Consider the following 20,400-nt stretch of genomic DNA (forward strand, 5'->3'; position numbering starts at 1 on the left):
CAAGCTTTGGCGTGGTCGGCTGGGGAAAATCATAAAAAATGAAAGTACATATTATTGGAGGAGGAAATCTTGGTGTTTCCGTAGCATTGGGAATAGTCCGGTTTTCTAAGAATAATCAAGTTACCGTTACCAGAAGAAACACGGCAAGTATTCTGCATTTGAAAGAATTGGGAGTAACCGTTTCTACGGACAACAAACAAGGAATACAAGAAGCAGATATCATTATTCTGACCATCAAACCGTATCAAGTAGATACTGTTTTGGCAGAGATTCTCCCAGTAATTTCCAATAAAGTAATTGCCTCTGCCGTAAGCGGATTGTCGATTGAAAACTTGCAAAAAAAGATAGGCGATTCCAACAGCGCCATCCGAATTATGCCCAATATTGCATCACAGTTTGGTGCATCGGCGACTTGTATCGCGTTTAACGAAAAACACAAAGAAATAGCTCAAAATGTGGTGACTCTTTTCCAAGATTTGGGAACAGCGCCTATTATTGACGAAAAATTAATGGATGCGGCTACCGTTTTGGCGGCAAGCGGAACGGCTTTTGCCTTGCGTTACATTCGTGCTTCGATGCAAGCCGGAATCGAAATCGGGTTTGATTGGCAAACGGCTTTGGCCATTTCAGCCCAAACCGTAAAAGGGGCTGCCGAAATGATTTTGGAAGAAAACATCCATCCGGAACAATTAATCGATAGAGTAACAACGCCACAAGGTTGTACCATTGCAGGTTTGAGCGAAATGGAAACACACGGATTCAGTTCCTCATTAGTTCGCGGAATCAAAGCAGCTTTGAAGAAAATCAAGGGGTAATTTTTGGGCATTCCCACGCTTCCACTATCGTTCCAGCGTGGTCGGGCTGTACGTTCCCGCTTTTTTTGAGGTGAAGAAAAATTGCCTCAAAAAAGAGCTCCACTGCCATCCCTAATGCGAAAGAGCAACTTGTACGAATTGGTATTATACAGTGCTCATTGCGTTATATTTCGTTTGTCACGCTGGAAGCGTCTCAACGCACGAGAGCAACATAATTGAGACGCTTCCAGCGTGACAAATAGCAAAAATAAAGTATTACTATAAATATTCAGAAACACCAAATCTGGAATCTTCATTCAAAAATCTACAATTTTGAACACAACCATAAAAATCCTCCACATCGACAGCAATCATCCCATACTTTGGGGACAATTGCAAGAAGCAGGATTTACCAACCACGAAGATTTCACTTCTTCCAAAGCGGAAATTGAAGCCAAAATCCAAGAATATCAAGGCATCGTTATCCGTAGCCGATTCAAAATCGACCAAACATTTCTGGATAAAGCCACCAATTTGCAATTCATTGCCCGTGTTGGTGCTGGTTTGGAAAGCATCGATTGTGAATACGCCTTATCCAAAAACATTCAACTGATTGCCGCACCGGAAGGAAACCGAAATGCCGTTGCCGAGCATTCTTTGGGAATGATTTTGTCGCTTTTCAACAATTTGAACCAAGCCGACAGCGAAATAAAATCAGGACATTGGAACCGGGAAAAAAACCGTGGTCACGAACTCGACGGAAAAACCGTGGGCATCATTGGTTACGGAAACATGGGAAAATCTTTTGCCAAAAAACTGAGAGGTTTTGAGGTGGAAGTCTTGTGTTACGACATTCTGGAAAACGTTGGTGATGAAAATGCAAGACAAGTTTCACTTCAGGAATTACAACAAAAAACCGATGTCTTGAGTCTGCATATTCCTTGGACTCCCGAAACGAACAAAATGATAAACACCGATTTCATCAATGCTTTTGCCAAACCGTTCTGGATTATAAACACTTCCAGAGGGAAAAACATTGTCACTGCCGATTTGGTCGAAGCGATGAAAACCAAGAAAGTTCTCGGTGCGGGCTTGGACGTATTGGAATACGAAAAATTGTCTTTTGAAACCCTTTTTCAAGACAAAGAAACACCAGAAGCTTTCCAATATTTGTTGAATGCAAAAAATGTAATTCTAACGCCACACATCGCCGGCTGGACATTTGAAAGCCACGAACGACTGGCGCAGGTTATTGTCGATAAAATCAAGAGATTGTATTTTTAGTCTCTTTTAGGGTTTAATTTGAATTGCCTTTGGTTTTTAACCAAAGGGTTTTTTATGCATTATTTTGCATTAAATAACACTATTTTTCTGTAAAATTATTATATTAGCGGGCACAATGGAGTTCAGAAACCAAAAAAACGAGGAGTGTCCGAAAATCCACAAGAGTAGGTGTTATCAACTAAATATTTTTTAATTATGATTGAATGGTACAAAAAAGTGGTTTTTGAAAACTACGCAAATTTTAATGGAAGAGCCAGAAGAAGCGAGTATTGGTATTTTGTATTAATGAATATGATTATATCGACCATCACAATGATGTTTGATAAGATATTAGGGATAAAATTTGGTGTGAATTTATTATATGGTATTGCAGTGTTTATCCCAACTTTGTCAGTATCGGTAAGAAGATTGCATGATATTGGTAAAAGCGGTTGGATATTGCTAATTTCATATATTACTATCATTATTTGTGCAGTAGGTTTGGTTCTTGGGATGTTGACATTAGGGACTTCTTCTTTTAATATTTGGTTTACTATCCCAATTATAGTTATGGTTGCTATTTGTATTTGGATGTTAGTTCTTTTTGTTACAGAAGGTAATGATGGGAAGAATAAATATGGTTCAGATCCTAAAAATATTTTTGACGAGGATGACGAAATAGATGAAATTGGTACAGCTGAAGCTTAATTAAAATTCAAAAAATAATACAAAGCTTACGATAATTTTTATATTTTTACCCAAAACAAATAACTGAAAATCAATGGAAACCACAAAACCTGAAGCTTGGAACACCCCAAATAATCCAATACCTGTATTCAAAGTCGATCCAATTTTAGTATTGCTCTTCGGATTTATAACTTGCGGATTGTACTTAATTTATTGGAATATTAAAATAGCCGAAGTGTTGAACGCAGTGGCAGAACGGGAAGTTATTTCGACGCCAATTGCTGTTTTTGCTGGATGTTGTTTTCCCGTAAATATTTATTTCTTTTATTTGGCGGGAAAAGACGGATTGCCGCAAGTGTATAGACGAATTGGTTATCCACAGAAAGACGATTCAACGTTATTGATAATTTTAGGGTTTTTCTTTCCAATGGCGGCAGCAATGATTGTTCAAAATGACATCAACAAGTTATACAATTAATACCCAATCCAAACGTAAAATTTACGGAATCATCGGCGCATTTATCACGCTGATGGTTCCGTTTTTTTTAATCTTTTTTGAACAGGGCAATCATCTCGAAACGGCTCAATCCCTATGTCCTTTGAAGTTGCTTACCGGTTTTCCGTGTCCAGGTTGCGGAATAACGAAATCCTTGGTATATTTTTACGAAGGGGATTTGCAAAAAAGCCTGTATTATCACATTTTGGGACCATTCGTGATTCTGTTTTGCCTAGTTGCAATTGGAGTTCTTGCCACGGAATTAATAACGAAGAAGGAATATTTCAACTCGTTGCTTTTCAACAAAAAATTGGCGTATGGATTGGCAATCTTTCTGGCGGCTTATCATTTTATAAGAATCATTTATTTCATCAACAACAATTCCATTGACGACATTTTGCGTCAGTCGATTTGGAGGTAAATATATCTTTGTGTCATTTCGACGAAGGAGAAATCACATAACGAGAGCAACTAATGAGATTTCTCCTTCGTCGAAATGACAAATAGTAGAGGGAATTACTCTTCTTTCTCTGCTAATTTTCTTTCCAATTCGGCCTGAAATTCTTCCATTACCGGTTTTACGGTGCTGTCAGGAATGTCCGAAATTCGGATGTACATTAATCCATCTATCGCATTGTTAAAAAGAGGGTCAACATTAAAAGCGACCACGCGAGCGTTTTGTTTGATGTATTTTTTAATCAAGACAGGAAGTCTTAAAGTGCCCGGTTCCAATTCGTCAATGAGTTTGTCAAATTTGTTCAAATCGGCTTCGGCTTCGTCAAAAATAAAATCCTTGTCGGCATCTTTCAGTTTTACCCTAAATGCTTTTTTCGGATGAATATATTGGGCGATATATGGGTCGTAAAAGTTGGATTTCATGAATTCAATCATCAATGATTTCGAAAAATCAGAAAATTGATTGCTGATGCTCACACCGCCCAACAAGAATTTATGCTCTGGATGATGCAGCGTGATATGGATGATTCCTTTCCAAAGCAGGAAAAGCGGCATCGGTTTTTGTTGGTATTCCTTGACAATGAAAGCGCGTCCCATTTCGATGGAATGGTGCAGCATATCATATAGTTCAGGTTCAAAACGGAAAAGATCGTTCAGGTAAAATCCTTCGACTCCGTATTTTGGAAAAATTTCCGAACCCAATCCCATTCGATAAGCACCCGCAATTTTTTGGGCATCTGCATCCCATAAAAACAGATGACGGTAATATTTGTCGTAAGAGTCAATATCGATTGATTCATTTGTACCTTCACCCACTTCCCTAAACGTAATCTCCCTCAAACGACCTATTTCGTGAAGCACATTCGGGATTTCTTTTGCTTTGGCAAAAAACACTTCGTAGTTCTTGCTTTGCAACAATCGACAGTCATTTTCCCGCAAAGTATCCACCTCATTGATAATTTTTTCAAGGCTTGCAGCAGTCACGATTTCCTTCGGATTCTTTGGCAATTTTAAATTGGGTGTTGGTAAAAACGGCGTTTCTTTTTCGAAAGGATTGGCCAACATATAGGTTTTTCGTCTTAAAAACTCCGAATAATCTTCAATGGTGGCATATTCGTTTTGTTCCGCAACGGAAATGGGTTTGCCGATACGGACTTTGATCACGCGATTTTTTTGCGTCAACAATTCCGAAGGCAATTTGGCAGTTCGCAAGGTGTCGCTAATTTTCGAAAGATAGTAAAACAACCAACTGTTTTTCGCATGAAAATAAATAGGAACAACTGGAACTTGCGCTTTTCGGATTACTTTTATGGCTCCTTCTTCCCAGACTTTGTCCACGACCAGTTTTCCGTCTTTGTAGGTCGAAACTTCACCGGCTGGAAACATTCCCAGAGGTTTTCCGTCGCTCAAATGACGCAAGGTTTCCTTGATTCCAATTACGCTCGACTTGGCGTCTTTGTGATTTTCGAAAGGATTTACCGGCATGATGTAAGGTTTCATCGGGTCGATGCGATGCAAAAGAAAATTGGCAATAATTTTAAAATTAGGCTCTTTTTCCAGCATTAATTTCAACAGCAAAATGCCGTCAATTCCTCCAAGTGGATGGTTTGAAATGGTAATATAAGCACCATCTTTTGGCAAACGTTTAAAATCTTCTTCGGGGATTTCAAATTTTATCTGGAATTCATCCAATATGGCATTCAAAAACTCCACTTCACTCAAGTGTTTGTTTCTGTCGTATATTTTGTTTAAGGTCGAAATTTTTAATACTTTCATCAACAACCAACCTGAAAAAGTACCTAAAAATCCATACTTGTCAGTGTTTATTGCTTTTGCAACTTCTTTAGCGGTTACTAAACCCATATTTAGTTTGTGATTTTTTTAGCAGGTAACAAAGATAGCAAAAAACTCCATTTTCTTTCTTTTTACCCCTCAATCTTTGAAGTTTTTATTACATTTGAAACACAAAAAAATAATAATGAAAATCATTTCTTATAACGTCAACGGAATCAGGTCCGCTATTTCAAAAGGGTTTATCGATTGGTTGCAACAAGCTAATCCCGACGTGATTTGTCTCCAGGAAATCAAGGCAACTCCAGAACAAATTCCGCTTTTAGATTTTGAACTCGCCGGTTATCCCTATCATTACTGGTTTCCTGCCACAAAGAAAGGCTACAGTGGCGTGGCCATTTTGTCCAAAGTAAAACCCAACAACGTGGTTTTTGGAACGGGAATTGAGCACATGGATTTTGAGGGAAGAAACATTCGTTTGGATTTTGACGAGTTGTCGGTGATGAGTTTGTATTTGCCTTCGGGAACCAATATCGAAAGATTGGAGCACAAGTTTATGTATATGGATGATTTCCAGAATTACATTGACGAATTGAAAAAAGAAATTCCCAATCTCGTGATTTGTGGCGATTACAATATTTGTCATGAAGCAATTGACATTCACGATCCAATTCGTAACAAGAAAGTTTCGGGATTTTTGCCAGAAGAAAGAGCTTGGTTGGATGGTTTCATAAAAAGTGGATTCATCGACAGTTTCCGATTTTTGAATAAAGAACCCGGTAATTACACGTGGTGGACGATGCGATTTCCATCGGCAAGACTGGAAAACAAGGGCTGGCGCATTGATTATTGTTTAGTTAGTGAACCGTTGAAACAAAAAATAAAAAGAGCCGTTATATTACCCGAAGCCAAACATTCTGACCATTGTCCGAGCTTGGTGGAGATAGAATAATTAAAATGGCAATTTCAATGGTAATGCCAAAAATCAAATAAAAAGGTTTCAATAAAATAAAATTATAAAAAAATGATAAAAAGAATTTCCCTTGGATTGCTGATTGTAGCACTTTCCACTTCTTGTGTTTCCAAGAAAATATTCAATGATCTAGAAAGCAAATATGCCGATTTGAAGAAAGAAAACAGAAGTATTTCAGACGAAAACGCCGATTTGTTAAAAACAAAAAGTCAACTCGAATTGGAACGTGATGGTTTGAATAAAGAATTGGCAAAAGTAAAATCGGAACGTGAAAAATTGCAGGCCGATTATGCGGCCTTGAACAAAAAAATGGATGTTTTGAAAGACTCTTACGCAGCCTTGGAGAAAAACAGCAGCGAATCCTTGAAAGCCAATATGGCAAAAAACCGCGAGTTATTAGAACAATTGGGAGCCAAGGAAAAAGCATTGGCTTTGGAACAAGAACAATTGAACAAAAACAACCAACGATTGAAAGAGTTGGAAGACATGATTGCCGCCAAAGAAGCCAGTATGCGCAAACTAAAAGAAACGCTTTCGAAAGCCTTGAATGGTTTTGAAGGCAAAGGCTTGACGGTGGAGCAAAAAAACGGAAAAGTATATGTTTCCATGGAAAACAAATTATTGTTCAGTTCTGGAAGTTGGGCCGTGGGTTCCGAAGGAAAAAAAGCAGTTGTGGAAGTGGGAAAAGTATTGGGCGACAATCCAGATATTGCCGTTTTGATTGAAGGCCACACCGACGACGTTCCTTATGGTGGTTCAGGACCAATTGCCGACAACTGGGATTTGTCAACCAAAAGAGCGACTGCAATTGTTGCCATTTTAGGCGAAAATAAATTGGTCAACAAACAAAATTTGACTGCTGCAGGAAGAGGTGAATTCTCGCCATTGGCCAGCAATGCATCAGCAGAAGGAAAAGCAAAAAACCGTAGAATCGAAATTATCTTGACCCCAAGATTAGACGAAATCGCCGAAATGTTGAAGGATATTAATTAAATTTTGTCCAGAGGCAAAAGTCATAAAGTTTAAGAATTATCTTTAACTTTATGACTTTTTGCTTTTATAACTTTAAACTTTATGAAATACACCACTTTACCCAATACCGACATAAAAATCAGTAAAATTTGCCTTGGCACGATGACTTTTGGTCAACAAAACACGGAAGCCGAAGGTCACATCCAAATGGATTATGCACTCGAAAAAGGAGTCAATTTTTTTGACACTGCCGAAATGTATTCCGTTCCGGGACGCAAGGAAACTTATGGAAGTACCGAGAAAATAATTGGAACTTGGTTCAAAAAAACAGGAAAAAGAGAAGAAGTCGTTTTGGCTTCCAAAATTGCCGGACCCAATCCTGGTTTGGCTTACATTCGAGAAAAAATGGATTTTTCTCCCGCAAGCATTGCTTTGTCTTTAGACAAAAGTTTGACTCGCCTGCAAACGGATTATATTGATTTGTACCAATTGCATTGGCCAGAGCGCAAGGCCAACTTTTTTGGACAACGCGGTTTCAAAGTGCAACACGATGCTTGGGAAGACAATGTTCATTCTGTTTTGGAAACGTTGGATGGTTTTGTCAAACAAGGAAAAATAAAACATATTGGGCTTTCGAACGAAACACCTTGGGGAATTATGCGTTTTTTGGAGGAAAGCAAATATCAAAATCTACCCAAAATCAAAACGGTACAAAATCCGTATTCGTTGTTGAACCGAACTTTCGAAATTGGTTCTGCCGAAGTTTGCCTGAGAGAAAATGTGGGATTGTTGGCGTATTCACCAATGGCTTTTGGCGTTTTGTCGGGTAAATTCTTGACTGGCGAAAGTCATCCTAATTCAAGAATCAAATTATTTCCGCAATTTGCCAGATACAACAGCGCACAAAGCACCGAAGCCACGAGATTGTATCAGGAAGTGGCACGCAAAAATGGGTTGACGTTGACGGAAATGTCCTTGGCATTCGTAAACCAACAAGCTTTTGTAACCAGCACGATTATTGGCGCCACAACAATGGAACAGTTAAAAGAAAATATCGCTACAATAGATGTGGTTTTATCGGATGAAATCTTGAAGGAAATAGAGTCTGTTCACGCTGTAATTCCAGATCCAGCACCTTAATTGTATTCAGTCGCGGTCACGGTTTTCATTCTAGTGAGACTGAAAACCGTGACTGAAAACCGTGACTGAAAACTGAGACTTTTTTACAAATTATCTATCACCTTGTCTTTAGGATATTTTACTCGGTAACTGATCCTGATTTTTTTGGTTTCATTGGGTTTTAAATCCAAATCCCAAGTAAGGATTCCAGTTTCTGCATTTACTTTTGCACCATCATTTTGCAGTAATTCAATTTCAATTTCCTTGTCGGAACTGAGTGGATATTGGTCTTTCAACAGCAATTGGGCGGTTTCTTTTTTGTTGTTGCGAACAGTAATATCGTAGGTGAAAGTTTGCTCTTTTTTCGAAGACAAGAACTTTATTCCTGATTTATCAGCTACTTTCTCGCGCTTGATGGAAATTTTCTTGTCTCTTCCCATACTTAAACTCAAGGTGTCCGAAGTCTGGTTTGTGTCAATCCTTGTTTTGCCCACGTACATTCCTTCGAAAATAATATTGGCTTCGCCGGTTAACAAATTATACTTCGAATAATCGACAATTTCTGCCAAAAGAAAGGCTTCTTTTTCCGCTTTTGGCACAGCATAATATTTGAAACTTGCCGGAATTTTTATCTCTTTCAATGCCACGCTATGCGCTTTTCCATTGGACAAGATATCATACGGAATATCAATGTCGAATGAAATGTTGAGTTGGTTTTCGTTAATATTTGATCTTACTGAAGTCACAACAACTTCTTTTAATTGATCATTGGAATCTGATTCTTTGGCTTTGTTATCAACTTGAATTCCAGCCAATTTTCCTTCAAGTTGTTGCGAATAACCATAATTATTTCTAGGTTCCTGATGTCTCAAAAACCAAGGATTAATTGTTGGTGCTTGATTGTTTTGGTTTGGATTTCCGGAAGATAAAGTCAATTTTACTTTTTTCCAGTCGATTCCCGTGTTTTGAATTACTTGTGCTTTATACATCATGTTAATTGGTTCGGCAACACTGTTCGAACGCAAATCATAAAACGGTCTCCAAGTTGCTGCTCCACTCAAATAATTGATTCCGAAATCCACGTTTCCGGCAAGTTCGTTCATTACTTGAATGATTATTTTTCCTTTTGAAGTTTTTTCTTCTTTTGAACTGTTGATTTCGAGTTTCGAATTCAATTTAACCAGTAGCACATTGAGTTTGATCGATTTTTCGTCTAAAGCATCGTAATTATTGTTGGCTTCAGTTCTTTTGAGCTTGTAATATTCGACCATTTTCATTAATTCAGCCACGTTCAAACCCGAATTTACTCCTGAAATTTGCTGGTTTTTATCCAATAATTCTATGGCTTTGCTTTCTGAATCACGGGCATTTTCGACTTTTTGAATTTCTTTTTTTACCAAATTGATGCTGTCACGCACTTTTTTGATGGCGGGATTGGTTTCGTCTAATTCATATTCCGAAACATAATCCTTCGTGAATTGTACCGAAAGTACCGTGACGGTTGAAGGTGCTCCAATTTGAATCGTGTTTTGATTTGCATAATCTGAAACATTTTTAATCACTATTTCGCTGTTTCCTTTCGGAAGTGTTGTCGAGATGGTTTGCGAAATTTCGGCAGAATTAAAATAAACGGTCACTGCTTTTACTTTGGCAGAAACAAATATTGGTTTTTGAGCAAAGGCAATTGCCGAAATCAAGAACGCAAATAGGAAATGAGCTTTTTTCATGATGTATCAATTAAGAGTATATCTCTATAGATGACAAATAACCGAAAAAGGTTGGGAGGATTAAATTTTTTTATGAAAATTGTATGAATTTTAATCTTCTATTTTAAAATATGAAAACCCGACAGGCTTTAAAAACTTGTCAGGTCTACTAGATGTATATTTATTTTTCTACCGTATAACCTTTTACTTTAGCCAAAGCAACGATAGAAGTGTTGATTGCATTTCCTAAATCGTCTTGTGATTTTGATTTTTTGGCTTCGGCATCAATATATTGTTGACGTTTTTTGCCTAATTCTCCAATTTCTTTCTGAATGGCTTCTCTTTCCTTGGTTTTTTGAGTAACAATAACTTCTAATTCAGCTTCTGATTTGTTTTGAAGTTCAGCTGGCAATTCTTCTTTTTTAATTTTTGCAATAGCTTTTGGGTCTTCTTTTACCTTGTCCACTAAGTCCCAGCTTTCATTTTTGTACACCGCTTTGGATTTGCTTACGGCACGTTCGGTATAATTGGCAGACGAAACTCCTTGTGCATTTTTATCTTGTGTTTCCTGATTCGTTTTTTTGGAAGAACCCGTTGCTCCGTAGCCAATGTAGGTGTTGTTTATCTTTACATTGCATTTGGAAATTTGGTCATCATAAGGTGTTGATACGTATTGTACGGATAAATTGGAATCAATGTTGAAGTATTTCCCTTTTCCATAATCGGCTCCGTCTTTCCAAAAGGTATTAATTCCTTCTAAACTGCTCCCGCAGAAAATAGTGTTCACGTAAATATCATTTTTCATAGCATCACTTATGGCTTCTTTGTAGTTTATTCCACCTTGATTGAAGGCTTCGTTTCCTGCAATATAAATGAGTTTCATATTGCTGTTTTCTTTTCCCCATTCCAATTTTTTGGTGGCATCTTGTATTACAGCTCCACAATATTCATTACCACCATTGGTTCTTAATGCAAATAATTTTTCGGAAATCAAGTCCAAATCAGTGGTAAGAGGTGTTACTTGTCTAATATAATTGGACTGTTGTGCCAATCCATCATTGCCATATTCATATAAAGCAATTTCGATATCAGGAGTTTTCCCAGAATATTTAAGAGTAGTTAGCGTGTTTACGATATTCCAAAGTCTGGATTTAGCCTGACCGATTAATCCATCCATACTATTGGAAGTGTCTAATAAAAGTGCCACCTGAATTTTGGTGTTATCTGCTGTTTTTAGGGTTTTATTTGTATTATTCTTGTTGGATTTTGCATTCGAAGAATTACAACTTGCAAAGGATAGGGTGGTTGCCAAAAGTGCTGAGATAAATAGAGTCGATTTCATAATTTCTAGTTTTTAAAGGTTAATTACAGATCAAACTTAAAAACTTAAAACACTCTTTTTTTGGACAAATGGTGAAACGGTATTTCCACTTGGTGAAACAAGTTGTAAAAGGGGTTTAAAATACTTTACTTTACATTATTAATTTGAATGGGATAAGAGACTGAAAACAAGATTCTAAAAAAAGCTAAATGCGATTACAAACCATATATTTTATATTCCTTGTTACAGCGTTATTGTTTCCTTTGGGAATAATGGCTCAAGATTCTTTGCCTCATAAATCAAAGTCTATGTCAAAGATTAGTAAAGTGAGCAATGATTTAAAAAAATCTTTGGATGTAAATGACGAGGCTCAAATTGCCAAAAATTATGAACGATTGGCGAATGAATTTCTCAAAAAAGGAGACAATGTAAAAGCTGAAGAATATTTTAAAAAAGCGATTGCTAGCTACACCAAATTAAAGCTGTCCGACGACAAAACCCGTGTGACAAGAAGTCTTGCCAAAGTGCAGGAATCACAGAAAGATTATGAATCGGCGATTAAGAATTACGAAGTAGCCGGTGAAATGTCCGAAGATAAAAGTTTGGAAAAAGTCAACTCCAATGATGCCAATCGTTTGCGTTCTGCATCAAGCCCGGTAGTTCAGGAAAGCTATGTCAATTCCAATATCAAGATACTTAAAAAAGAAAATAAACCGGAAGAAGTTTCTGCGGCCTATGTTCAAAAAGCCGAAAATTCGTTGCAACAAAAAAATAAGGAAGTAGCCATAGAAAGTTATAACCAAGCGCTCGCTTACGCAAAAGGAAAGCCAGCCGATATCATCAAAATTAATAACGAAATTGCCAAAGTCTACGAGTCTGATAATCAGTTTGACAAAGCAATTGGTATCAATGAAAAACTTTTGGCAGAAGCCAAAACCAAGCAGGATTTTACTACCCAGATTAAGCAGTTGCAATCTTTATCAACTCTTTATTTCAAAAAAGAAGACCCGAATAAAGCGATTGCAGCTTTGAAAGAAGCCTTTGCTTTGGCAATGAAAAAGGGAAATTCTGCTGAAGCCAAAAAGAGTTTGATTTCCTTAACGCAGTATTACAATGAAAAAGGAAACAACAAAGAAAGTCAGGCTTTATATGATCAATTTCTTCAAAATTTCGACCAATTAGTGCAATCGGATACAACTTTGATTGATGCCAAAACATTTCAGGTTAGTGAGGATAAAATTCGCCAATTAGAAAAAGAGAAATTTTTGAAAGATGAGTTAATTACTAAGAAAAACACCTTTAATTATTTTCTTTTGGGTTCGATAGGATTACTTTTATTATTGTTTTTATGGATTGTAAAAGCGCTTTTTTCTATTAAAACCAAAAATAAAGAAATAGCATTGCAATCGTTGCGCCGTGAAATGAATCCACATTTTATTTTTAACAGTCTCAATAGTGTCAATCAGTTTATTGCAGAAAATAAGGAACGTGAAGCCAATAAATACCTGACTTCATATTCGAATTTGATGCGAAATACAATGGAAAATTCCAACAAGGATTTCATTACATTGGATAACGAATTGGAACAATTGAAAAAATATTTGGAATTGGAACATTTGCGTTTTCAGGATAAATTTGATTTCAAGATAAGTGTTGACCCGGAATTGGATTCCGAAAGAACGATGGTTCCCAATATGATTATGCAACCGCATTTGGAGAATGCCATCTGGCACGGATTAAGGTATTTGGATACTAAAGGATTATTGCAATTACAAGTTCATTTGACTAATGGAAAAGTAACAATTAGAATCGAAGATAATGGAATTGGTTTAACCAAAAGTCAAGAGCTAAAAACCAGTAATCAAAAAACACATCAATCGCGGGGAATGAGCAATACCAAAGAACGTATCAGTTTGCTGAATGAGTTGTATAAAAAGAATATTACGTTCAACATTTGTGAGAAAACCTTGCCAGAAACAGGAACGATAGTCGAAATTATTTTTCCATTAATTGATAAAATAGAATGAGTTTTCAAAAGATAAAAAGCGTTATTGTCGAAGATGAATTGGCGGCACGAGAAGTACTCAAGAATTATTTGAGTAAATACTGTCCTCAGGTGGAAGTTATTGGTGAAGCCCAAAACATAAAAGAAGCAGTTCCGATGTTGCACGAATTACAGCCACAATTGGTTTTTCTAGATGTAGAAATGCCTTTTGGCAATGCTTTTGATGTTCTCGAAGCCTGTAAAGATTTGCATTTTGAAACTATTTTTGTAACAGCCTTTTCCGAATATTCTTTGAAAGCTTTGAACCAAAGTGCGGCTTATTATTTGCTAAAACCCATTAGCATTGAAGAATTAATTGTTGCAGTAAACAAAGTGCATCATCAAATCCTTAATCACGAAATTTTTAACAGGAATAAAATAATCGTTGCCAATTTTCAGGAAACAAAACCAGAGAAGCAACAGGTTATTTTACCAACTTTGGAAGGTTTTGAAGTTGTAAAAATGGAAGAAATCGTTCGTCTTCGTGGTAACGGAAATTTCACTGATTTGTATCTTAATAATGGAAATAAGAAAATGGTCTGTCGTTTTTTAAAACATTTTTCAGAAATCCTGCCTTTGCCTTTCATCCGGGTTCACAAATCCCATATAATCAATTTGAATTGTGTCAAATCCTATAATAAAGGCGGTATTATTACCCTAAACGATACCACTGAAATAGAAGTTTCCCCAACGTATAAAGAAGATTTTCTAAAGAATTTTAAATAGTTTAATGAAAAATTGATTGTTTAATCGTGTTTGCAGAACAGAAGTTGAAATTTTAAATTATATGGCCTAATTATTCGATAATCAATCTATGTGAAGAAAGTTGTCCTTGGTCATTTTTAATGGACAGAATGTAAATGCCTTTGGGTAAATGATTGGTTTTGATGCTGTTTTCGGGTTTGTCCATTGTTTTCTGTTGCAGAATTATTTTGCCGTTCAAATCAAAAAGAGTGATTTCTGCGGGATAATTTTTGTTTGATTTTCTGATAGTAATTTCCGATTTTGTTGGGTTGGGATAAACTATAAATTGGGATATTTCAGGAGTGTTTAGGCCTAATGAAGTATCTTTAATTTTGTAAATCGTGCCGTTATTTATGGAAGCAATATAGAGTTCGCCACTATTGTCTTCCCCAAAAGTCGAAAAATTATTTCCTGTAAAAACTGTAGAATAGGTAATTGTTCCGGTTATCGTCATCATTCCTATTTTTGGATTGCAATAATCCGAAAAGAAATACAGTTCTTTAAATTTTGGATAGTTTGTGCCATTGTAAACATAACCGCCCGTAACGGAGCAAGCGCCAGTTGAATGGTCAATGACAGCGATTGGAAATTTCATGGTGGTTTGTGAAGGACAGCCTGTCGTGTTATAGGCCGTGTTGCCTTCATAACAACGCCAACCATAATTCAATCCTGATTCTGTGGCGCTGACGATGTTGATTTCTTCGATGTTGTTTTGACCCACATCGGCAATCCATAAATTGTTTTTGATTTTGTCAAAGGAAAATTTCCAGGGATTTCGGAGTCCTATTGCCCAGATTTCATCGGCTCCCGTAATTCCCACATACGGATTGCCAATCGGAATGCCATAAGGCGTTCCAGAATTCACGTCTATGCGAAGCATTTTGCCTAATAAATCAGTAGTGTTTTGTGCCCTGTTTCCTGGATCACCACCACTTCCACCATCACCCATTCCAATGTACAAATAGCCATCTGTACCAAATTTCAGGGTTCCTCCATTATGATTCGCAAAGGGTTGGGCAATAGTTAAAAGAATGCTTACGCTTGAAGGGTTGGCAATATTGGGATTTCCAATATTGACACTGTATTTGGCAATAACAGTATTTCCAGAGGTATTGGTATAATTGATGAAAAACAATCCGTTGGAAGCATAATTGGGATGAAACGCCAAGCCTAACAAACCTTGCTCTGAACCAGTACTTACTTGGCCAGAAATATTGAGAAAAGCGGTGGCATTTATAGTTCCATTTGGATTCAAGATTTTAATTGTTCCTCCTTTTTCGACAACAAATAATCTGCTGTCTCCCGCATTTGCAATTTCCACGGGACTTGAAAAACCTGTCGCAAAAGTTTCTAATCCGATGGTTTGGGAATTGGAATAGTGTGTCGTAAACAAGGCAAGAAATAATAAAGCCGTTTTCATAATCAAACAGGATTGATTAATAAACTCAAATTTACAAATAAAAACGACGTAAATTTGGTTAACTGTCTGTTTGCTAAAAAGATAGGTAAATTAGAATTCAAACGGTTCTTCCACGGCCAACGAATCCACGGGAACGGTATCTTTCACTTTTATGTTCAATAAAGAATGGGCATTTCCTGTAAGTTGCAATGGAATGGATTGTCCAGTGGTGTCATCCGGAACCAAAATTCCTCTTCGCAACATCAAATTGCCCAGGAATTTTTGTTGCTGTTTGGCATAGGATTTTAGGTTTCCTTCGTTGTCGAATTGCCACATGAATTTTTTGGGTTTTGGAATGATGGTAGCCAAAAACAAACATTCTTGCAAGGTTAAATCGGCTGGAGTTTTCTGGAAATAAAACTGTGCGGCTTCGCCAATTCCATACACATTTGGTCCCCATTCGATAATGTTGAAATAAACTTCGAGCATTCTTTCCTTGCTGGCGATTCTGTTGTTTTCAAGGATGTAAACCAACAGGATTTCTTCCAATTTTCGAGACGCCGTTTTTTCTCGGGTAAGAAACACGTTTTTGATTAATTGCATGCTAATCGTGCTGGCACCACGGGAGAATTTCTTGGTGCGAATGTTTTTGAGAATCGATTGTTTGAAGGCTTCGTTTATAAAACCGCGATGCGAGAAAAACGATGGATCTTCGGAGGTCAAAACGCATTTTTGCAAATAAGGCGAAATTTGATCCAAAGGCGTGTAGTTTGGATTGCTTGAACCCACCAAAACTGGGCGTTGCTGCACGTTTTGTATGATGGCGCGATAGACGAATTCTCCGTTGAGTTTGTTCAGGTTGGCTTCGCCATATTTGGTAATTTTCAGGTTTTCTTTCTTGAGTTTACTGTCAAAAATAAGTTTGTTGGGCTTGTTTTTGTTGAACATAAAATCCAGTTTGTATTCGAAATTGCCTTGGGCTTCCATTCCCTGGAAATGGGTAAACAAACCATCGGGAAGCGAAACAATAAAATCCTGCGCTTTCATTTTTGGAATCGCCACTTTGAGTTTGTAAATGGTGTCTTCTTCAGTTTCGTATGCCAGATAAGGATGGAATTTTATTTTGTTGAATTGGACGGTCGAATTGCTGTCAATGGAAATAAAATCCGAACCCAAGAGGAATCTATAATCGAATTTTGCATTTTTGATGACGACGTCTTTACTGGCAATTTTCGGATGATTGATCATCAAATTGGCGATGGAAGCAAAACCGTCAATATGCAATTCACCACCTGATTTGTCTATGTTTTGAATGTTGAGTCGAATGGAATCAAAGCTCGATTTCAGGTTGTATCGTTCGTCAAGATAGGTTACTTTTACGGCACCCGTGTCAATATTGAATAACCGAATATCGGCTTTTTTGTTTCTAGGATCGGCAAAACCCTCGATTCGGATTCGCTGAGTGTAAGCTTTGTTTATTATTGTGGCGGAAGTTTCCAATTGCTTGTTGGCCAATCGCAGCTTTTGAAAAATAATGGTCGTTTTTTTGCCATTGTCATCCACTCGGAACGAAAGGTTTTCCACTTTCATGTCCGTTGGCACCAAATTCAGTAGTCTCGAAATGATTCTGTACCCTAATTTGGCGTAATTCCTTTTTTCGTTTGAATGGGTGGTGTCGCCTTTTTTCAGGAAAGCATCAAAATTTCGACCCTGTTTGTTTTTGACCAATTGTACATAACCATTTTCGATTTCCAAGGTTCCCAATTGTACATCGCCAACGAGCAATCGCCATAAATTGACACTGGTTTTTAGTTTATGAATATGAAAAAGCGTGTCGGCATTTTTGGGAACTAAAATAATATCAGAAAAACTCAGTCCCGAAAGTCCAATAAATGAAGCTTTTTTTATAGAAAAATTACTGTTGTAATCCTGTTCCATTTTATTGGAAACCTTTGCAATGGCTTGTTGCAACAGAGCGTTTCGGAAAACAAAAAGTGCAACAACCATAATCAGCAAAGTCGCGATCGTGATTTTTGACGCTAATATTATTTTTTGTTTTCGGGTTCTCATGGTTTTTGTTTTTTTAGCCAAACAACTCGCTCGCCACGTCTTCAATTTTCGCCACCAATCGGATTTTGATTAGGGTGTTTTTCAAGGCGATTTTATTGTATTTGGATACAAAAATAGTCGAAAATCCTAATTTCTCCGCTTCCTGGATGCGTTGATCCACACGATTCACGGGGCGAATTTCGCCCGACAAACCAACTTCGCCTGCAAAGCAAAAATCCTTGTTTACCGGAATATCTTCATTTGAGGATAAAATGGCGGCAACAACTGCCAAATCTATTGCGGGATCATCTACAGAAATTCCGCCTGTCACGTTCAGGAAAACGTCTTTGGCTCCCAAACGAAAACCGGCACGTTTTTCTAAAACTGCCAAAATCATGTTCAGTCTTTTGGCGTTGTAACCCGTCGTGCTGCGTTGTGGTGTTCCATAAACTGCCGTGCTGACCAAGGATTGAATTTCAATCATCAACGGACGCATTCCTTCGAGTGTCGTGGCGATGGCAGTTCCTGATAATTCTTCGTCTTTGTGTGAAATCAATATCTCCGAAGGATTGGAAACTTCACGTAAACCATTGCCCAACATTTCATAAATTCCGATTTCGGCAGTGGAACCAAAACGGTTTTTTAGCGAACGCAAAATGCGGTACACGTGATTTCTGTCGCCTTCAAATTGCAACACGGTATCGACCATATGTTCCAAAATTTTGGGACCGGCAATGTTTCCGTCTTTGGTAATATGACCAATCAGAATCACGGGAATATTGGTTTCTTTGGCAAATTTTATCAGTTCTGCGGTAGTTTCCCGAATTTGGGAAATACTTCCCGGAGTCGATTCGATATAATCGGTATGAAGCGTTTGAATGGAATCGATAATCACGATTTCAGGTTCGATGGCTTCAATTTGTTTGAAGATGTTTTGGGTTTTGGTTTCGGTAAGAATGTAGCAATTATCGCCGTTTGGCGTGATTCTTTCTGCACGCATTTTTATTTGTTTTTGGCTTTCTTCACCCGAAACATATAAAGTTTTATAAGGTAATTTTAAAGAAATTTGGAGTAAAAGCGTGCTTTTTCCGATGCCGGGTTCACCGCCCAAAAGGATTAAGGAACCGGGAACAATTCCGCCTCCCAGCACCCGATTGAGTTCGCCGTCCGTGGTGTCCATTCGGATTTCCTGGGCAGAATCAATTTCGTTGATTCGCAAGGGTTTTGGTGCTTTGGAATTGGAAACCGATTCGCTTTTCCAAGCTGATTTTTCTTCTTTCTGTATGATTTCCTCGGCTATGGTATTCCACTCTTTACAAGAATTGCACTGTCCTTGCCATTTCGAATATTGGGCACCGCAATTTTGGCAAAAAAAGGAAGTTTTTACTTTGGACATTATTTCTTTTTTGGTGTTAGACTTTGCATTTCATCAAATTTCTCAAGCATAAGGTCTTTGGTCAAGTCTCCTATTTCGTTTAATTGGGCTGCTTTTTGATAGGCTTTTGCCGCTTTTTTGGTATCGCCCAGTTTTTCATACATTAAAGCCAATTCATAATCGGCAAGTATGGATTTTGGATAATTTTTCCTTGCAATTTGGGATAAATCGTCTAATTCTTGGTAAGCTTTGTTTTTTAAAATAGCCGCTTCAATGGCTTTAAAATCGGTTGACCGAATTGGAACTTTGAATCCCAAGGTTTTTTCAATTCCATCATATTTATCAGTCAAATATTTTACATATCCATTTTGGAGTACCGCGATTTTTTCGGTATACTCTGCCATTGAAATGGGTTTGTAACAGTCGAAAAATTGGTACAAGGCATTTGGTATTGAATAGAGAACCGAGGAGTAATGGGATGCGCCTTTAAACTCTTCGTATTTGTAATTAAGCATCGGATTGACAACTTGTTTTATGTTGGTGTCCAAGGTTTTTATGCCTTCCTTGACGTCTTTTAAATCGCCTTCTCCCGAAGATTGGTAATAAAAAACGGGTTGTTTCAATTTTGCCAATTTTTCCGGGATTCGGACTTCCATTTCTGGTGCGAGTTCTGGACTTAGAGAGATGTAGGCATTAAAAACTGGGTTTTCCTTGTAGAGGTAAAAGTTTAAATAGCCTGCCGTGATGTCGTGTCCTGCAATAATTCGAAACGGGGCTACATGGTATTTTTTTTCAATGTAAGGCAACAATTCTCCGCCAATGAATTCGAAAAAACTGGCTCCTTTTTTAGAAGGAACACCATTTAAATCATCATAAGTACTGTCGTCTGTTCGTTCGTCATTTTTGTTTTGGCTGATGCCGACGATGATGGTCTCGGGTAAATCATCCCAATAAGCACCATAGTTTAAGGCTCCAAAAAAGGGGTCGAACAAGTAATCTCCATCGAGCAAAATGAGTATGGGATATTGTTTGTTTGGATTTTTTTCATAGGAAGCAGGCAATCCAATGGTGATTTCGCGACTTTCGCCCAACTTGGTTGAAACAAAGGTTTCCGTAGTTTTTTGTGAAAAAACAGTTGCGGAAAAAAACAGCAATAGTAGTAGGTGTTTCATGTTTTCGAGATTAAAATTCACCCGACTTTTCGGGATTAA

17 protein-coding genes are annotated in these 20,400 nt (G+C 37.5%); 10 read left to right on the forward strand and 7 right to left on the reverse strand.

The window, feature by feature from the left end:
* Positions 1-38: 38 nt before the first annotated feature.
* The 5 genes from proC (at position 39) to BUC16_RS03335 (ending at position 3,661) form a co-directional block, all read left to right on the forward strand.
* Entirely contained in the window at positions 39-815 is a 777-nt protein-coding gene (proC, locus tag BUC16_RS03315; RefSeq protein ID WP_073367913.1) for a pyrroline-5-carboxylate reductase, read from the forward strand.
* A gap of 312 nt (positions 816-1,127) precedes the next feature.
* Entirely contained in the window at positions 1,128-2,078 is a 951-nt protein-coding gene (locus tag BUC16_RS03320; RefSeq protein ID WP_073367915.1) for a 2-hydroxyacid dehydrogenase, read from the forward strand.
* A 195-nt stretch (positions 2,079-2,273) separates the two neighbouring features.
* Complete coding sequence (locus BUC16_RS03325; protein ID WP_073367916.1) at positions 2,274-2,765, forward strand: DUF805 domain-containing protein; 492 nt, start codon at positions 2,274-2,276, stop codon at positions 2,763-2,765.
* 73 nt (positions 2,766-2,838) lie between these two features.
* Complete coding sequence (locus BUC16_RS03330; protein WP_073367918.1) at positions 2,839-3,222, forward strand: DUF4234 domain-containing protein; 384 nt, start codon at positions 2,839-2,841, stop codon at positions 3,220-3,222.
* Positions 3,197-3,661 carry a DUF2752 domain-containing protein gene (locus BUC16_RS03335; protein ID WP_073367920.1) on the forward strand — a complete coding sequence of 155 codons (465 nt, stop codon included), beginning with the start codon at positions 3,197-3,199 and terminating at the stop codon, positions 3,659-3,661. The genes BUC16_RS03330 and BUC16_RS03335 overlap by 26 nt, the downstream gene beginning before the upstream one ends.
* A gap of 95 nt (positions 3,662-3,756) precedes the next feature.
* Here BUC16_RS03335 and BUC16_RS03340 read toward each other — a convergent pair whose 3' ends face one another.
* Positions 3,757-5,559, reverse strand: coding sequence for a GNAT family N-acyltransferase (locus BUC16_RS03340; RefSeq protein ID WP_073367922.1), 1,803 nt, complete (start codon positions 5,557-5,559; stop codon positions 3,757-3,759).
* Between the two features lie 115 nt (positions 5,560-5,674).
* On the opposite strand from BUC16_RS03340, the gene BUC16_RS03345 reads away from it, so the two are divergent.
* The 3 genes from BUC16_RS03345 to BUC16_RS03355 all read left to right on the forward strand — a co-directional run bounded on the left by BUC16_RS03345 (position 5,675) and on the right by BUC16_RS03355 (position 8,572).
* Entirely contained in the window at positions 5,675-6,439 is a 765-nt protein-coding gene (locus tag BUC16_RS03345; protein ID WP_073367923.1) for an exodeoxyribonuclease III, read from the forward strand.
* A gap of 72 nt (positions 6,440-6,511) precedes the next feature.
* Positions 6,512-7,453, forward strand: coding sequence for an OmpA/MotB family protein (locus BUC16_RS03350; RefSeq protein ID WP_073367925.1), 942 nt, complete (start codon positions 6,512-6,514; stop codon positions 7,451-7,453).
* An 81-nt stretch (positions 7,454-7,534) separates the two neighbouring features.
* A complete protein-coding gene (locus tag BUC16_RS03355; protein ID WP_073367927.1) occupies positions 7,535-8,572 on the forward strand; it encodes an aldo/keto reductase in 1,038 nt (345 codons plus the stop codon).
* Between the two features lie 83 nt (positions 8,573-8,655).
* Here the strand turns inward: BUC16_RS03355 and BUC16_RS03360 are convergent, their stop codons facing one another.
* Positions 8,656-10,278 carry a DUF4139 domain-containing protein gene (locus BUC16_RS03360; protein WP_073367929.1) on the reverse strand — a complete coding sequence of 541 codons (1,623 nt, stop codon included), beginning with the start codon at positions 10,276-10,278 and terminating at the stop codon, positions 8,656-8,658.
* A gap of 160 nt (positions 10,279-10,438) precedes the next feature.
* Complete coding sequence (locus BUC16_RS03365) at positions 10,439-11,599, reverse strand: vWA domain-containing protein (RefSeq protein ID WP_073367930.1); 1,161 nt, start codon at positions 11,597-11,599, stop codon at positions 10,439-10,441.
* A 287-nt stretch (positions 11,600-11,886) separates the two neighbouring features.
* On the opposite strand from BUC16_RS03365, the gene BUC16_RS03370 reads away from it, so the two are divergent.
* Both BUC16_RS03370 and BUC16_RS03375 read left to right on the forward strand, forming a co-directional pair.
* Positions 11,887-13,605, forward strand: coding sequence for a tetratricopeptide repeat-containing sensor histidine kinase (locus tag BUC16_RS03370; RefSeq protein ID WP_244534329.1), 1,719 nt, complete (start codon positions 11,887-11,889; stop codon positions 13,603-13,605).
* Positions 13,602-14,348 carry a LytR/AlgR family response regulator transcription factor gene (locus tag BUC16_RS03375; RefSeq protein ID WP_073367934.1) on the forward strand — a complete coding sequence of 249 codons (747 nt, stop codon included), beginning with the start codon at positions 13,602-13,604 and terminating at the stop codon, positions 14,346-14,348. The genes BUC16_RS03370 and BUC16_RS03375 overlap by 4 nt, the downstream gene beginning before the upstream one ends.
* A gap of 70 nt (positions 14,349-14,418) precedes the next feature.
* On the opposite strand, the gene BUC16_RS03380 is transcribed toward BUC16_RS03375, so the two are convergent.
* From BUC16_RS03380 to BUC16_RS03395, 4 genes are all read right to left on the reverse strand, one after another.
* Entirely contained in the window at positions 14,419-15,786 is a 1,368-nt protein-coding gene (locus BUC16_RS03380; protein ID WP_073367935.1) for a PQQ-dependent sugar dehydrogenase, read from the reverse strand.
* Positions 15,787-15,876: 90 nt separating this feature from the next.
* Complete coding sequence (locus tag BUC16_RS03385) at positions 15,877-17,835, reverse strand: transglycosylase domain-containing protein (protein ID WP_073368689.1); 1,959 nt, start codon at positions 17,833-17,835, stop codon at positions 15,877-15,879.
* 13 nt (positions 17,836-17,848) lie between these two features.
* Positions 17,849-19,210 carry a DNA repair protein RadA gene (radA, locus tag BUC16_RS03390; protein ID WP_073367937.1) on the reverse strand — a complete coding sequence of 454 codons (1,362 nt, stop codon included), beginning with the start codon at positions 19,208-19,210 and terminating at the stop codon, positions 17,849-17,851.
* Positions 19,210-20,361, reverse strand: a complete 1,152-nt coding sequence (locus BUC16_RS03395; RefSeq protein ID WP_073367938.1) for an alpha/beta hydrolase — start codon at positions 20,359-20,361, stop codon at positions 19,210-19,212. Before BUC16_RS03395 ends, radA begins: the two co-directional genes overlap by 1 nt.
* Positions 20,362-20,400: the final 39 nt, after the last annotated feature.

Origin of the sequence: Flavobacterium fluvii (assembly GCF_900129545.1) — a bacterium.
GTDB lineage: Bacteria > Bacteroidota > Bacteroidia > Flavobacteriales > Flavobacteriaceae > Flavobacterium > Flavobacterium fluvii.

Coding starts and splice junctions, on each gene's coding strand:
- proC (WP_073367913.1), top strand. CDS start 39: ATGAAAGTACATATTATTGGAGGAGGAAATCTTGGTGTTTCCGTAGCA.
- BUC16_RS03325 (WP_073367916.1), top strand. CDS start 2,274: ATGATTGAATGGTACAAAAAAGTGGTTTTTGAAAACTACGCAAATTTT.
- BUC16_RS03330 (WP_073367918.1), top strand. CDS start 2,839: ATGGAAACCACAAAACCTGAAGCTTGGAACACCCCAAATAATCCAATA.
- BUC16_RS03335 (WP_073367920.1), top strand. CDS start 3,197: ATGACATCAACAAGTTATACAATTAATACCCAATCCAAACGTAAAATT.
- BUC16_RS03340 (WP_073367922.1), bottom strand. CDS start 5,559: ATGGGTTTAGTAACCGCTAAAGAAGTTGCAAAAGCAATAAACACTGAC.
- BUC16_RS03345 (WP_073367923.1), top strand. CDS start 5,675: ATGAAAATCATTTCTTATAACGTCAACGGAATCAGGTCCGCTATTTCA.
- BUC16_RS03350 (WP_073367925.1), top strand. CDS start 6,512: ATGATAAAAAGAATTTCCCTTGGATTGCTGATTGTAGCACTTTCCACT.
- BUC16_RS03355 (WP_073367927.1), top strand. CDS start 7,535: ATGAAATACACCACTTTACCCAATACCGACATAAAAATCAGTAAAATT.
- BUC16_RS03360 (WP_073367929.1), bottom strand. CDS start 10,278: ATGAAAAAAGCTCATTTCCTATTTGCGTTCTTGATTTCGGCAATTGCC.
- BUC16_RS03365 (WP_073367930.1), bottom strand. CDS start 11,599: ATGAAATCGACTCTATTTATCTCAGCACTTTTGGCAACCACCCTATCC.
- BUC16_RS03370 (WP_244534329.1), top strand. CDS start 11,887: ATGTCAAAGATTAGTAAAGTGAGCAATGATTTAAAAAAATCTTTGGAT.
- BUC16_RS03375 (WP_073367934.1), top strand. CDS start 13,602: ATGAGTTTTCAAAAGATAAAAAGCGTTATTGTCGAAGATGAATTGGCG.
- BUC16_RS03380 (WP_073367935.1), bottom strand. CDS start 15,786: ATGAAAACGGCTTTATTATTTCTTGCCTTGTTTACGACACACTATTCC.
- BUC16_RS03385 (WP_073368689.1), bottom strand. CDS start 17,835: ATGAGAACCCGAAAACAAAAAATAATATTAGCGTCAAAAATCACGATC.
- radA (WP_073367937.1), bottom strand. CDS start 19,210: ATGTCCAAAGTAAAAACTTCCTTTTTTTGCCAAAATTGCGGTGCCCAA.
- BUC16_RS03395 (WP_073367938.1), bottom strand. CDS start 20,361: ATGAAACACCTACTACTATTGCTGTTTTTTTCCGCAACTGTTTTTTCA.